Raw genomic sequence first — 14367 nt, 5'->3', positions numbered from 1 at the left:
TTATTGCGACTCCATTTTAAGGATAAGAAGCATGCACACTTTAATAAAAACAAGCGTAGTCGCCCTTACTTTTGCACTATTAGTAGGTTGCCAAAACCAAGTTGAAAACCCTGAAATGAATCAGTGTGCTCAGCAAAATTACCAATGCGAAAGTACATGTGAACAGCAAACAACTGCTGAGGGCTTAAAGCAGCAAGTATGCTCTGGAAAATGTGTTGAGAGCTACAACCAATGTAAAGCACAAGCCGAAAAATTAGGTAATATTTAATTCCTTAAAGTTTTTAGTTTTAGGCACAAAAAAACCGCTCAATGAGCGGTTTTTTATTGCCTATGGTTTATCATACCAATTTTATTAAAAACATGACCATTCTAGCGTATTAAATAACTCACTAACTACGTTAAAAATTATTTATATAGAACAACTATGTATCATAATTTTAGCCTTGTTATTGCGCTATTTTCTTATCGCTATAATAACTCACTAATTTAATGCAATTGGTATTAGTTCAAACCAAGCTTTTTAAGTTCTGTTTTTACTAGCTTTGCAGAAAGTGGTACATAACCATCTTTTTCTACAATTTGCTGACCATCTTTTGAAAGTACCATTCTTAAAAATTGTTCTTCCATAGGTGATAGTGGCTTATTCGGGTGTTTATTCACATAAACATATAAAAAGCGCGATAGCGGGTATTTACCTTGCGCAACGTTATCAAGTGTTGCATCAACAAAGTTATCGCCTTTTTTAGCAAGCGGTACTGTACGTACGCCCGATGTTTTATAGCCGATACCAGAGTAACCAATTGCATTTAATGAAGATGAAATTGACTGTACTACTGATGCAGAACCCGGTTGCTCATTTACATTATTACGGAAATCACCTTTACACAGTGCTTTCTTTTTAAAGTAGCCATACGTACCTGATACTGAGTTGCGTCCGTAAAGTTGCACATCTTTAGCTGCCCAATCACCTGTTAGGCCGACATCGCTCCAACGATTAACTTGCTCTGGTGCGCCACATTTACGAGTAGATGAAAAAATAGCATCTACTTGGTCAATACGAAGACCTTCAATTGGGTTATCTTTATGTACAAATACAGCAAGTGCATCAATAGCTACGCGAACTTCTGTTGGCTTGTAACCGTAACGTTTTTCGAACGCTTCGATTTCTTTAGATTTCATTTTACGGCTCATTGGACCTAGGTTAGCTGTACCTTCGGTAAGTGCCGGTGGTGCAGTAGAAGAACCTGCCGCTTGAATTTGAATATTTACATTTGGGTAAATACGTTTGTACTCTTCAGCCCAGAACGTCATCATGTTGGCTAAAGTGTCAGAACCTACTGATGAGAAGTTACCTGAAACACCACTAATTTTTTGATACTCAGGAATATCTTGATCTAAAGCAACTGCTTGTGCAGATACGAAAGTTGTAACAGCCACACCCATTGCGGCAACTAAGTTTTTAAATTTCATGTAGGGTTCTCCGGTTTGTTCGTCCCATTTTCTAACTGCTGCCCACTCTAAAGTGAGTACATGACAGTTACATTACTCTTAAATGACACTTTTATGACTTTGCTTTTCAGCCTAATTACTTAGCTAGCGAAACTATCTTATCTATTGAAAATTCGAAAGAAAAACACGAACCTTTGTTAACTTCACTGCTAATATTTAATTTACTATCGTGGCGCGTTAGTACATGTTTTGTAATCGCGAGCCCTAAGCCTGAGCCACCTGTTGTTCTGCTGCGGGCTTTATCAACACGATAAAAACGCTCAGTTAAACGGTTAATATGCTCTGGCGCAATACCATCACCATTATCGGTAACACTAAAACACGCTTTATTGTTTTTGCGCTGCCAACATACTTCCACTTTGCCACCGGGTTTAGTGTAATGAATGGCGTTAAATACTAAATTAGAAAACGCACTACGCAGTTCATCCTCAGAGCCTTTAATATCGAGGGTTTTATCAATATTAAAAATAAGCTCATGGCCTTTGTCTTGATTAATTGAGTTTGCCTCAGTGTGAATATAACCAAGTAATTGCGGTACGTTTATGGCTTTATCATTGTCTTGGCGACGAGCACCTTCAATACGCGAAAGCGATAGTAATTGGCTGACTAAGCTATCCATGCGCTTGCATTGTTCAAGCATAGTATTTTGCGCTTTGTTCCACATTGCTGGCGGCGGCATCATGTCGCCATCCATCATCTCAAGATACCCAGTAACCACTGTAAGCGGTGTACGTAGTTCGTGTGACACATTGGCTACAAAGTCTTTACGCATCTGTTCTAGCTGTTTTAAGCGCGTTACATCACGCACAACAACCATAAGTTGCGTGCTTGCATAAGGCATTACCCTAAATTCTAGTACTTGCTCAATGCTATGGCCGTTATCCAGCTCAAGCGCGTCGTCAAATTCACCTTTGTGCATGTATTTAGCAAACTTAGGTTCGCGAATTAAATTATCAAGACGCTGACCATGATCGGTTGGCCACTGCAAACCAAGCACTTTAAGGGCTAATTGATTACACCACACAATACTTAAATCGTTTTGTAATACCACTACCGCATCAGGTACTGCTTCAGCTCCATCGCGAAAGCGACGAATTAAATCAGCAAGCTCATTACGTTTTTTACGATTACGGTGCTGTAGATGATAAATACCTTCAAACACTTGCTCCCATGCACCCTCGCCCTCAGGTGGATTAAAGCTACGTTGATTAAGTAGCCAATCGCTCAAACGATAAAGTTGATGGTAGTGCCAAATAAGGAGGGAAAAAGATCCTAAAAATAAAAGCAAAAATGGCGCGCCAACTAGCACACCAATTAATAGTAAGGGTAAAAAATAGATAAACAGGCGCTTTACTAACGCCTGCTTATTAACAACTCGATACATACACTCACTTTACCTTAGAGTAGTAATACATGCGTATTTCATACATTAGCTAAGCTTTAAGCTGATCACAGCTTACTTGAAAAACGATATCCCGCACCACGTACAGTTTGCACCAAACGGTCATGTCCAAGTGGGCCAATTGCTTTGCGCAGACGACGAATGTGCACATCAACCGTGCGATCTTCTACGTAAACATTAGTTCCCCATACATGATCAAGCAGTTGTTCACGGCTATAAACACGCTCTGGGTGAGTCATAAAAAAGTGCAGTAATCTAAATTCGGTTGGCCCCATATCAAGCTCATTACCTTCTGAGGTAACACGATGCGAAATAGGGTCTAGACGCAGGCCATGTACTTCAATAGCTTCTTCTAATGAGGTTGGCGATACACGGCGAATAACCGCTTTAATACGTGCCATAAGCTCTTTAGGAGAAAACGGCTTAGTTACGTAATCGTCAGCACCTACTTCAAGGCCACGTACTTTGTCTTCTTCTTCGCCGCGGGCTGTAAGCATAATAATTGGGATTTGGCGGGTGTGTTCGTTTTGCTTAAACTTTTTAGCAATTTGAATACCGCTTCCACCTGGTAACATCCAATCAAGTAAAACCATATCTGGGTAAGGTTCAACCATAGCTGCAATAGCAGAGTCGTAATCTTCTGCTTCAATTGCTTGAAATCCATTTTGCTCTAAAACAAAAATCAACATCTCCCTGATAGGAGCTTCGTCATCTACGACTAGTACTTTACGTGACATTCCAATTTATCTCTTACGCTATCGAATTAGTTTTCATTATTATGACTAAGTATGACATTTTTATGAAAGTGTAACGTGTAAATTAAAATGGTGGTAAAAAAAACACAAATTAGTGACAAAAAACCTCATTAACGTCATATTTTTAAAACCTTTTTAATATTTAACGTAATAATAAGAGATTTACGATAAATTTATAAATAGCTAATTTTTGAAATTATCTGCTTTTTGTCGCTAGTTAAATCATTAAATAATACAAAATTAGCTGGGATCATTGTTTTACTAACCAAGACATTTTTACAGATCGATCGTTTAAAAGTAGCTTTAAAGCTATTTTAAAATTAACAAACCCGCCTGTGTAACAATCAATACGTTTAAAAATAGATCTAAATTTTACTAAGCCCAAAATAAAGGATCAGATTTTTACCAAGCCGATCCACTCTCAGATCAGAGTTGTACCTAGTCAAAGCCATAAGTTGTTGATTGTTTATACAAATAAATAACGATCAAATTATCTCAGAGCCTAAAATAGCGAAAAAGTGTATTTGGCTTAGTAAAGTAATGATCCGAAAAGGCTGTGTTAGTAAATGCGTGATCCCAAAGTACGGCATTGATAGTACAGCGATCTGATCAATAGAAGCCGTAACCTGCAATATAAAAAGGGCTGACATTAAAAAAGCCAGCAACAAAGTTACTGGCTTAGGGCCTGTTGACCTTTCAGGATTAAAATTTGTTCAATCTAGGGGCGATTTAATCGCGGCGTGAGGTTTGTAACCTAGCGGGCTAAGTAAAAACCGAGCAACAAAGAGTAAATTGCCCCTAGGCAGAACCCTTCGGGCAGCGCATGTTTGGCATTTATTCCACGTTATCGCCTATTTATGGGGAATAACCACACTTCATAGGCTCTGCCTTGCCTAAATACCAAACATACTGCTGCAAATTTAACCTCGAAAGATAAACAGGCCCTAATAATGATCAATTATAAATTGATCTATTATCTAATTTTAGGGTCTAGTTCGCCGCTTAAGTATTTAAGGTGCATCTCATCAAGTGAAATTGGCTTAATTTTACTAGCCTGACCAGAAGTACCAAACGAGTTATAGCGCGCAACACAAATCTCTGTCATTGCTTTTGTAGCTTCAGCTAGGTATTTACGTGGATCAAAGTTAGATGGGTTAAGCGCCATATGACGGCGAATTGCACCGGTAGATGCCAAACGTAAATCGGTATCAATATTTACCTTACGAACACCAAATTTAATGCCTTCAACAATCTGTTCAACTGGCACACCATAAGTTTCTGGAATTTCGCCACCGTACTGATTAATAATTTCTAACCACTCTTGAGGAACTGAAGATGAACCATGCATCACTAAATGCGTGTTAGGAATACGTGCATGAATCGCTTTAATGCGGTCAATCGCTAAAATGTCATCTGTTGGTGGGCGAGTAAATTTATAAGCTCCGTGCGAAGTACCACAGGCAATTGCAAGTGCATCAACATGTGTTTTATTTACAAAGTCAGCCGCTTCTTCAGGGTCTGTTAGCATTTGCTCAGTGGTTAGTAACCCTTCTGCGCCAACACCATCTTCTTCGCCAGCTTCACCTGTTTCAAGTGAACCAAGTACACCTAGCTCGCCTTCAACCGATACGCCACAAGCATGCGCCATAGCAACAGTTTCGCGCGTTACTTCTACATTGTATTCGTAGCTTGAAGGAGTTTTGCCGTCGCTCATTAACGAGCCATCCATCATTACTGATGAAAAACCAAGCTGAATTGAACGCTGACATACACCTGGCGATGTGCCGTGATCTTGGTGCATAACAACGGGAATATGTGGCCATTCTTCAACGGCTGCTAAAATCATATGACGAATAAATGGAGCACCAGCATAAGCACGTGCGCCAGCTGATCCCTGAACGATTACTGGGCTGTTTGTTTTGTCAGCCGCTTCCATTATTGCGCGCATTTGCTCTTGATTGTTAACGTTAAAAGCAGGTACGCCGTAACCATGCTCTGCTGCATGATCTAAAAGTTGTCGCATACTGATTAAAGCCATTGGGTATTCTCCAATTTATCGACAGTAGTTCCCTACCATCTAGTTTGAACGGATGTGTTAGTTTGGCGTTATAACAACGCCACGAAAAACCACTGCTTTGCAGTAATATTCCGTCTAAATTAACTATTAAATTAGGGTGAGAGGTATTTAATAATTAATTGTCGGTGAGAGCTATTACCCCCTCACCTTACGCCACTAAAATTACTTAGCGCGCGACTCTAGCATTTCAACTGCTGGAAGTTTTTTGCCTTCTAAAAACTCTAAGAACGCACCACCACCAGTAGAAATATAAGAAACTTTATCGGCAATGCCGTATTTATCAATTGCGGCTAAGGTATCACCACCACCAGCAATTGAAAACGCATTTGAGTTAGCAATTGCTTGTGCAATAGCACGTGTGCCATTACCAAATTGGTCAAACTCGAACACGCCAACAGGGCCATTCCATACAACAGTGCCCGCATTTGCAATAATTTTTGCAAGCTTGCTCGCTGTATCAGGACCAATATCAAAAATCATATCGTCGCTTGTTACTTCGCTTACATCTTTAAGCGTAGCTACAGCAGATTCGGAAAACTCATTACCAACAACTACGTCAGTCGGTACCGGAATTTCACCATTATTAGCAATCGCTGCTGCACATAAGCGGTTAGCTTCATCCATTAAATCTGGTTCGTAAAGCGATTTACCAACTGGGCTACCTGATGCAGCAATAAAGGTATTTGCAATACCGCCACCGGTAACTAATTGGTCAACAATTTTAGAAAGTGAATCTAAAACGGTTAGCTTAGTTGAAACTTTAGAACCACCAACAATCGCCACTAATGGACGAGCTGGGTTATCAAGTGCTTTGCCTAACGCTTCTAGTTCAGCTGATAACAATGGACCTGCACATGCCACATCAGCAAATAAGCCAACGCCATGCGTAGATGCTTGCGCACGGTGAGCCGTACCAAATGCATCCATTACATATACATCACACAGTGCTGCAAGTTGCTTAGATAACGCTTCGTCGTTTTTCTTCTCGCCTTTGTTAAAGCGCACATTTTCAAAAACAACAACTTCGTTATCAGCAATATCAACACCGTTTAGGTAATCTTTTTCTAAACGTACAGTTTGCTCAAGGGCATCGTTTAAGTAATCAGCGACAGGTGCTAGCGAAAACGCTTCATCATATTCCCCTTCCGTAGGACGGCCAAGATGTGACATAACCATTACTTTAGCACCCATCTCAAGCGCTAATTTAATAGTAGGTAGTGCTGCACGAATACGCGCATCTGACGTCACTTTACCTGCTTTAACTGGTACATTTAAATCTTCACGAATTAATACGCGTTTGCCGTTTAAATCTAAATCTGCCATTTTTATGACCGACATGAACATCTCCTTAGTTAACGATACTGAACCTGAAAAATACGTTTAAAATTATTATATTAATAAATTACTTATTCACTGCCATCATAGCACGCGCTGTGTCGAGCATACGATTAGCAAAACCCCATTCGTTATCACACCATACTAATAACTTTATCAGTCGTTTGTGACTAACACGTGTTTGTGTGCCATCAATAATACAAGAATGTGGGTCGTGATTAAAATCAACCGACACAAGCGGCTCTTCGGTATAACTTAAAATACCTTCTAAGCGGTCTTTTGCTTGTGCTTTAAGTGCGTTATTTACTGCGTTTAAATCTACATCGGTATTAACCGTTACACTTAAATCCATTGCCGTGACATTTATAGTCGGTACACGTACGGCGATAGCTTCAAAACGGCCTTTAAATTTAGGTAAAATACGGTCTATACCACGGGCGAGCTTTGTATCAACTGGAATAATTGATTGGCTTGCAGCGCGAGTACGGCGTAAATCATGATGATAACCATCAATCACTTGTTGATCGTTCATCGACGCATGAATCGTTGTAATAGCGCCCGACTCAATACCAAATGCATCATCTAATACTTTAATAACCGGCACAACACAGTTAGTTGTACACGAGCCGTTAGACACAATTGTGTGCTCGTTTTTAAGCTCATCGTCGTTAATGCCATACACAATCGTAGCATCAACATCGTTATCGGCCGGATGCGAAAACAACACCTTTTTAGCGCCTGCGGTAATATGTAACTGCGCATGTTCACGCGAGTGATAAACACCAGTACATTCAAGTACAACGTCTACATCGAGCGTTTGCCAAGGTAATTCAATTGGGTTTTCTTCACAAAAAAGTGCAATGGTATCGCCTGCAACACTAATGGTGTCTTCACCAAGTTTTACAGGAAAAGAAAAACGACCGTGGGATGTGTCGTATTTTAATAAATGAGCAATAGCTTCAGGATCAGCAAGTTCGTTAATCGCAACAATTTTTATATCGTCGCTCAAACCAGACTCGTATAACGCGCGGACAATATTTCGACCAATACGACCAAAACCATTAATTGCAAGTTTGATTGCCATGAAATATAAAATCCACTCTTTTAGCGTGCAGATAAAGGCAATACGCCTTTTAGATGTCTGTATTGTAATCGACCTTGCATCTGATTATAAGAGGGAAGCATTAGAAACTTTAAATTAAGGTTAAAGAGCTTAGGCATTGCAAGCTCTTCGAGGGTTCTGACTTTTAAAATTAAGTTTTTTATACTAAATTTTTCAATGCGTTAATTATATCTTCTGGCTCAGAACGAGTACGATAATCAACATCAACATAACGCCAAGTCACTTTACCTTGTTTATCTAAAACAAAGGTGGCAGGGATCGGTAAAACACTACTATTGCCATTGTTAACCGACTCTAAATCTAAGCCTCGGTCTACTCGCATATGCTCGAGTAAAAATGTGGGTACTTGCCATGCTACTCCGTAGCTTGCTGCTACATCCGCATTTTGATCACTCAGCACTAAAAAATCCATTTTACTTATTTCATCATCACTAAGTGAGCCATCGGGTACTTGTGGGCTAATAGCCACCAATTGTGCACCTAATGCGTGAATTTCAGGTAAACGTGCTTGAAGCGCTTTGAGCTGTAAATTGCAGTACGGACACCAACTTCCACGATAAAAAGTAACAACCACAGGCCCTTTAGCAAGTAACTCGGTTAACTGCACCGATTGACCATGTTGATTTGGTAACTCAAAACTTGGTGCGCTTTGGTTTAAATCAAGTGCATTAGCACCTTGTTGAAACGCTTTTGCTTGTGCAATCGTTTCATCAACACCTTTCATAAAATCAGGATTACCTTTACGCCCTGCTGCTATTTTTGCCTCAGTTTGTGCTTTTAACGTGTTATTTTCATCGCTCATAATATGGCTACCTTCAAATTAATCAAAAACTTAAAGCCAGCTTACATTATGAAAATGTATTTGGAATGAAAATTTTGGGGCGTGTTGACCTTTCAGGGTTAAATTTGTTCTATCTAGGGGCTATTTAATCGCGGCGCGAGATTTGAAACCTAGTGGGCTAAGTAAAAACTGAGCAACAAAGAGTGAGTTGTCCCTAGGACGAACCCAAAGGGCAGCGCATGTTTGGTATTTATGCTGTGTTATCGCCTACTTATGTGGAATAACTACACACCATAGGCTCTGCCTTGCTTTAATACCAAACATACCGCTGCAAATTCAACATCGAAAGAAAAACACGCCCTAACTTAATCATTTACTTCTAAATCAAACACCACGTTTATTGATGATTTAAAGCTTACCGTTTGTTGTAAATAATTTTTGCGAGCTTTAGGAAATGAATCGCTCATTGGATTTACTCTATCTATTTTTTTAACCGCTGCACCAAAGCCACTGTAAACGCTTTTTTGAGTTGAGCTAATAGTGCGTACTTCACCCACTTTTGTACCAAAGGAGTTAGCAAGCATATTTGCTTTTTCTTTTGCGTTATTAAGTGCTTGTTGTGTAGCTTGTGCTTGTAACAGCTCAGCTTTTGAAGATAAAAACTCAGTATTTTGAATCGCATTTACTTTTAAACTCAATAAAAAATCACTTAAATCATTCACTCTTTCAATATTTTTTAGTGTTACTTCAAAGGTCCTTATAGCTGCGTATTCTGCGGGGGCCTGATGCCCTGTTTCAATGTAATCCATACCCGTTTTTTCAACTTTAACACTTGAAGCAACTACATCATCGGCAGTTATTTCAAATTGATTTAGTCCGTCAATTAGTAAATTAACTTTATTATCAAGATCGTTCTTAGCTGCTAAAGGTTCGTTTTTAATACTTATAATTTGAAATAGTATTTTAGCGATATCAGGATTGGCAAGCACCTCTGCAGTACCTTGAACTGCAATTTGACGATTTGTAGCTAAGCTTGAATTAGCAAAAGTGATAAGAGGAAATAAGGTTAGAAAAATAGTGGTAATGAGTTTCATGTTCGTTCCTTGAAGCGATTAGTTAGATAATGATTACGTAACTGTACCCATAATTATACATACAACAATAAAAGTAAACTGTATATTACTAAACCTCGGTGTTAACCGATAAGGCATTTTATCGTTGAGTTTCGCTGTCCTCTATCCAACCTACGTCAACTCGCCTACTTTTAGCTTTTTGCCACGGCTTATTTGATGGCACTGGGCTAGCAGTAACTCAGCGGTTGCTTGTGCGTCAGTGAGGGCATGATGGCAATGATAGCTTGGTAACTCATAACGTGTGCGGCATGCATTAAGGGTTAAATCATCTTGTTTTATTTCAGTTGAATGATGGAGTAAGCGCTTTTGCTCAATATGCAGTGTGTCGAGTATCAGTTTAGGCCGTATTGTTATATTGGCATTTTTAAGCGCTATTTTTAAAAAACCCCAGTCGAGCATGGCATTATGAAACACTAAAATACAGTCGCTAAAATGGCAGCTTAGTTGCGTTAATATACTGCACAAGCTCTGTCCTTTTGTTATAGCATCGTCGCTAATTCCATGAAAAACAGGACTTTGCTCAAGGCTTTTTACGTCTTTATTTATAAGGTGCTGTGACTCACTCATTTTTATACATTGATTATCTATTATCACCCACGCTACCGATACAATTTCGTGCTGTTTTGCATCAAGGCCAGTGAGCTCTAAATCAATCACCAAATAACGTTGTTGTAAGGCATTTTTACCTAGTAATTTACGGCGCTTTAAATACCGAGTGAGCAGCTTTTTTACCATGTTAGTAATCCATCATTATAAACTGCCGCGAGCAAACTTAAACGCGGCGGCTTGCTGCGCTTGTTTAACAAGGTAAAACGCTTCTTTTAGTTGATGGCGCTCTAGTGAGTTTAATTTATTAGGGTTAATGCAATTACTCGGTAAGCCCTCTTCGTTTATTTGTGTACTCAAACGAAGCTGCGTTAAGAACCGCCAGCAGTCTTTTAGGTTGTATATATCTTCTTTGCTGATCAGTTTATGTTTTAGTAGTGCATCCAACCGCTCTTGTGTGTTGCCGCGCCTAATACCCGCTTTTAAAGCGTATAACCGCACTATGTCATTTATAATTACGACACCACGTTTTTTTAAATCTATGTATTTATTATTTTGATCTGTTTTTTCGGTTTTAAATTTATTAAATAAACCAATTGGCACGCTGTTGCTGCTTATGTCGGTTGCCATTGCGGCATAGAATAAGTCGTTACGCGATATACGAATTAATTGCTCGCAAAAAGCGGTATATAAAGCATTTGAACCTTCAATAAATCGCAGGTCAAAAAATATCTTACAGTTAAGCATTGCATTCGGTGTGGGGCTTTTTATCCATTTAAAAAAGCGCTCGCTCCAATCGTTTACGCTCATTCGGCACTCATCACTGCTTGCCATAATATTACCTGGGCAACGCCTAATGCCGCACTCAACTAAATTCTCACATACAAACTCCCCCATACTTTTAAAGTAAGCGTGTTGCTCGGTGGTTAAGTCGTTAGGGAGTAACAAGCCGTTGTCTTGATCTGAATGCAGGGTTTGTTCTTCGCGTGCTTGCGAGCCAAAGCAAATAAAACTAAAGCTGGTTGGCGCTGCGCCATGCTCTTCTTGAAATAAGTGAATCAGGCGCGATGTAAGCGCATCGGTTAAACCACTGAGTAATTTACCAATTAGCGATATGTCGTCAATGTTGTACGAAAAACCACGCAAAAGTTCGGGAATTTCTTTAGCGTAGCGTTTTAAATCAGTAACAGTATGCGCTTTATATATGCGCCCAATAAGCTGTACGGGGTCGCTTTTTTGTTGGCGTAGTAAATCGGTGCTGGTTATCATCCCTATTGGGTTATGATTTTCGTCAAGCACGGGTAAATGATGAATATTGTATTTAAGCATTAAGTGCAGCGCCGAAAACACCCTGTTATTTTCAAATATAAACTTAGGTTTGGCTGTCATAATACTGCTTACTGCGTCTTGTGGATCTACTTCGTCGGCAAGTACTCGATTACGTAAGTCGCGGTCAGTCACAACTCCCACTAAGTGTGCGTGCTGCGTTATCATTATTGACGATACGCCATGCTCTTTCATTTTTTTAGCACTTTGCCTAATACTTGCATCGGGCGTAAGCGTAATGGCGGTGCGGGTCATCAGCTCTGATATTTTACGTTCAGACCAACTATCGTTTTTACTTTTATAATGCGATGACAACAACCGGTTAGCATGAGCGCGTACAAAGTATTGCTCAAACGATTTATATTCTCTGCGTAAAAAATCAAAGTGCGTTTGAGAGAGCATATACACTATGCCCTCTTTTTGTACTTCCAACCTATTTTGAATTGCCTCACCGGTTAACAGCGACGGAAAACCAAAGTAGTCACCTTGCGCTAAGCGTGTAACAACATCGCCCTTACCATCAACTAGGTCATACAAACCAGAGCGAATTAAAAACAGTTTAGGGTTTTCACTTTGTAACCACTGAGTCTGGTTTTCGCGGGTGAGGTAAATAATATCAAGATGATTTACAAAATATTCGTATGCGCTGCTATCAAGCATAGTAAAAGGTGCTTGCAAACAAACGTATTGGGCTATTTCTTGTTGTTCTACACTCATTGTATTCGCTCTTTAAATGGTGATGTACCAATCTAATGTACTTATTTATTAAACAAATAAAAAGCCCGACTAAAGTCGGGCTTTTGGTGCTTTATGTTTTCTAAACTATATCTATAAATTGTAGCCTAGTGGTCGTGTGCTTCTGCAGACCCTTTAGGGTTACGAATGCTTTCAACCATTTCTTGAATTTCAACCGGTGTTGGTTTAGTAAACTTAAGAACAATTGCAGCAACTGCAAAGTTAATAATCATACCAATTAAGCCAATACCTTCAGGCGAAATACCTAAGAACCAGTTTTCAGGGCTGTTTAGCTCTGGGCTAACAAACTTGAAGAAAATGATATATGCAGCGGTAAAGCCAATACCCGTTACCATGCCTGCAATTGCGCCTTCGCGGTTCATTGTTTTAGAGAATATACCCATAATAATTGCGGGGAAGAAACTCGCTGCCGCCAAGCCGAATGCAAATGCCACTACCGATGCCACAAACCCAGGCGGGTTAATACCAAAGTACGCGGAGATAACAATAGCGACCATGGCTGCCAACCTCGCTGCAAGTAACTCTTGCTTGTCGGTAATATCGGGCTTGAGGGTTCGCTTGAGTAAATCGTGCGAAACCGAGGTCGAAATAACCAGTAGTAAACCTGCTGTTGTAGAAAGTGCCGCGGCAATACCACCAGCAGCTACAAGTGCAATTACCCATGCTGGTAAGTTAGCAATCTCTGGATTAGCTAATACCATAATGTCGCGGTCTACGTTTACTTCGTTAGCACTGTTCGGATCGGTGATTTTACCCGCCGTGTAGAACATTTTGCCATCGCCGTTTTTATCATCAAATGTAATTAAACCTGTGCGTTCCCAGTTTTTAATCCATCCTGGTGCTTCTGCGTAAGCTGTACCGCTACCGTCTTTACCATTAATAGTATCAACCATGTTTACGCGAGCAAAGGCTGCAACCGCAGGTGCTGTTGTGTAAACAATCGCGATGAACACTAACGTCCATGCCGCAGAAATACGCGTGTCTTTTACGCGAGGTACAGTGAAAAAGCGAACAATTACATGTGGTAAACCAGCAGTACCTACCATTAACGCGCCAGTAATAGCGAACACGTCAATCATGCTCTTAGAGCCTTCGGTATATTGCGCAAAACCAAGTTCAGCGCTTAAGCCGTCTAGTTTATCAAGTACGTACACGCCATCGCTGCCAATTAATGTGGCACCAAAACCGGTTTGTGGGAAAAAGTGACCCGTCATCATCATCGAGATAAAAATGGCTGGTACAAGGTAGGCAAATACAAGTACACAATACTGCGCTACTTGTGTGTAGGTAATGCCTTTCATGCCGCCAAGTACCGCATAAAAGAATACAATCACCATACCAATGTAAACACCGGTTTCAATTTCTACTTCTAAAAAGCGTGAAAATACGACGCCTACACCACGCATTTGCCCTGCAATGTAAGTAAAACAAATGAATATGGCACATACAATGGCTACTAAACGCGCAGTGCGTGAATAGTAACGGTCGCCAATAAAATCAGGAACAGTAAACTTGCCGAATTTACGTAAGTAAGGCGCTAAACACATGGCTAATAATACATAACCACCTGTCCACCCCATTAAGTAAACGCTGCCATCGTAACCTGCAAACGAAATAATACCCG

12 protein-coding genes are annotated in these 14367 nt (G+C 40.0%); 1 reads left to right on the top strand and 11 read right to left on the bottom strand.

Going from position 1 to position 14367, the window contains the following annotated elements; genetic code table 11:
• Positions 1-31 precede the first annotated feature (31 nt).
• On the top strand, positions 32-268 hold the full coding sequence (locus L659_RS0104645) for a hypothetical protein (RefSeq protein WP_007587168.1): 237 nt from the start codon (positions 32-34) through the stop codon (positions 266-268).
• A gap of 233 nt (positions 269-501) precedes the next feature.
• Here L659_RS0104645 and L659_RS0104640 read toward each other — a convergent pair whose 3' ends face one another.
• The 11 genes from L659_RS0104640 to L659_RS0104585 all read right to left on the bottom strand — a co-directional run.
• On the bottom strand, positions 502-1470 hold the full coding sequence (locus L659_RS0104640) for a PstS family phosphate ABC transporter substrate-binding protein (protein WP_010554592.1): 969 nt from the start codon (positions 1468-1470) through the stop codon (positions 502-504).
• A gap of 115 nt (positions 1471-1585) precedes the next feature.
• The gene (phoR, locus tag L659_RS0104635; RefSeq protein WP_007587170.1) at positions 1586-2893 is read right to left on the bottom strand and encodes a phosphate regulon sensor histidine kinase PhoR; all 1308 of its coding nucleotides are present in this window, start codon (positions 2891-2893) and stop codon (positions 1586-1588) included.
• Between the two features lie 65 nt (positions 2894-2958).
• Positions 2959-3648: a phosphate regulon transcriptional regulator PhoB gene (gene phoB, locus L659_RS0104630; protein WP_024589751.1), complete on the bottom strand. Its 690-nt coding sequence runs from the start codon at positions 3646-3648 to the stop codon at positions 2959-2961.
• A 991-nt stretch (positions 3649-4639) separates the two neighbouring features.
• The gene (gene fba, locus L659_RS0104620) at positions 4640-5704 is read right to left on the bottom strand and encodes a class II fructose-bisphosphate aldolase (RefSeq protein ID WP_007587174.1); all 1065 of its coding nucleotides are present in this window, start codon (positions 5702-5704) and stop codon (positions 4640-4642) included.
• Positions 5705-5905: 201 nt separating this feature from the next.
• Positions 5906-7081 (bottom strand): phosphoglycerate kinase, encoded by a 1176-nt coding sequence (locus L659_RS0104615; protein WP_007587175.1) that lies wholly within the window; start codon positions 7079-7081, stop codon positions 5906-5908.
• A gap of 64 nt (positions 7082-7145) precedes the next feature.
• Positions 7146-8162, bottom strand: coding sequence for an erythrose-4-phosphate dehydrogenase (gene epd / locus L659_RS0104610; RefSeq protein WP_007587176.1), 1017 nt, complete (start codon positions 8160-8162; stop codon positions 7146-7148).
• Positions 8163-8340: 178 nt separating this feature from the next.
• Complete coding sequence (locus tag L659_RS0104605; RefSeq protein WP_024589750.1) at positions 8341-9003, bottom strand: peroxiredoxin-like family protein; 663 nt, start codon at positions 9001-9003, stop codon at positions 8341-8343.
• A gap of 344 nt (positions 9004-9347) precedes the next feature.
• Positions 9348-10076: an SIMPL domain-containing protein gene (locus L659_RS0104600; protein ID WP_024589749.1), complete on the bottom strand. Its 729-nt coding sequence runs from the start codon at positions 10074-10076 to the stop codon at positions 9348-9350.
• A 150-nt stretch (positions 10077-10226) separates the two neighbouring features.
• Positions 10227-10850, bottom strand: a complete 624-nt coding sequence (locus L659_RS0104595; RefSeq protein ID WP_024589748.1) for a 3'-5' exonuclease — start codon at positions 10848-10850, stop codon at positions 10227-10229.
• A gap of 15 nt (positions 10851-10865) precedes the next feature.
• A complete protein-coding gene (locus L659_RS0104590) occupies positions 10866-12704 on the bottom strand; it encodes a DUF294 nucleotidyltransferase-like domain-containing protein (protein ID WP_024589747.1) in 1839 nt (612 codons plus the stop codon).
• Positions 12705-12829: 125 nt separating this feature from the next.
• A partial coding sequence (locus tag L659_RS0104585; RefSeq protein WP_024589746.1) for a sodium:solute symporter family protein occupies positions 12830-14367 on the bottom strand: 1538 nt, incomplete at its 5' end.

This window comes from Pseudoalteromonas sp. S8-8 (assembly GCF_000497875.1).
GTDB lineage: Bacteria > Pseudomonadota > Gammaproteobacteria > Enterobacterales > Alteromonadaceae > Pseudoalteromonas > Pseudoalteromonas arctica.
This window is presented reverse-complemented; position numbering and strand designations above follow the sequence as displayed.

Coding starts and splice junctions, on each gene's coding strand:
- phoB (WP_024589751.1), bottom strand. CDS start 3,648: ATGTCACGTAAAGTACTAGTCGTAGATGACGAAGCTCCTATCAGGGAG.
- L659_RS0104600 (WP_024589749.1), bottom strand. CDS start 10,076: ATGAAACTCATTACCACTATTTTTCTAACCTTATTTCCTCTTATCACT.
- L659_RS0104605 (WP_024589750.1), bottom strand. CDS start 9,003: ATGAGCGATGAAAATAACACGTTAAAAGCACAAACTGAGGCAAAAATA.
- phoR (WP_007587170.1), bottom strand. CDS start 2,893: ATGTATCGAGTTGTTAATAAGCAGGCGTTAGTAAAGCGCCTGTTTATC.
- fba (WP_007587174.1), bottom strand. CDS start 5,704: ATGGCTTTAATCAGTATGCGACAACTTTTAGATCATGCAGCAGAGCAT.
- L659_RS0104640 (WP_010554592.1), bottom strand. CDS start 1,470: ATGAAATTTAAAAACTTAGTTGCCGCAATGGGTGTGGCTGTTACAACT.
- L659_RS0104590 (WP_024589747.1), bottom strand. CDS start 12,704: ATGAGTGTAGAACAACAAGAAATAGCCCAATACGTTTGTTTGCAAGCA.
- L659_RS0104595 (WP_024589748.1), bottom strand. CDS start 10,850: ATGGTAAAAAAGCTGCTCACTCGGTATTTAAAGCGCCGTAAATTACTA.
- epd (WP_007587176.1), bottom strand. CDS start 8,162: ATGGCAATCAAACTTGCAATTAATGGTTTTGGTCGTATTGGTCGAAAT.
- L659_RS0104645 (WP_007587168.1), top strand. CDS start 32: ATGCACACTTTAATAAAAACAAGCGTAGTCGCCCTTACTTTTGCACTA.
- L659_RS0104615 (WP_007587175.1), bottom strand. CDS start 7,081: ATGTCGGTCATAAAAATGGCAGATTTAGATTTAAACGGCAAACGCGTA.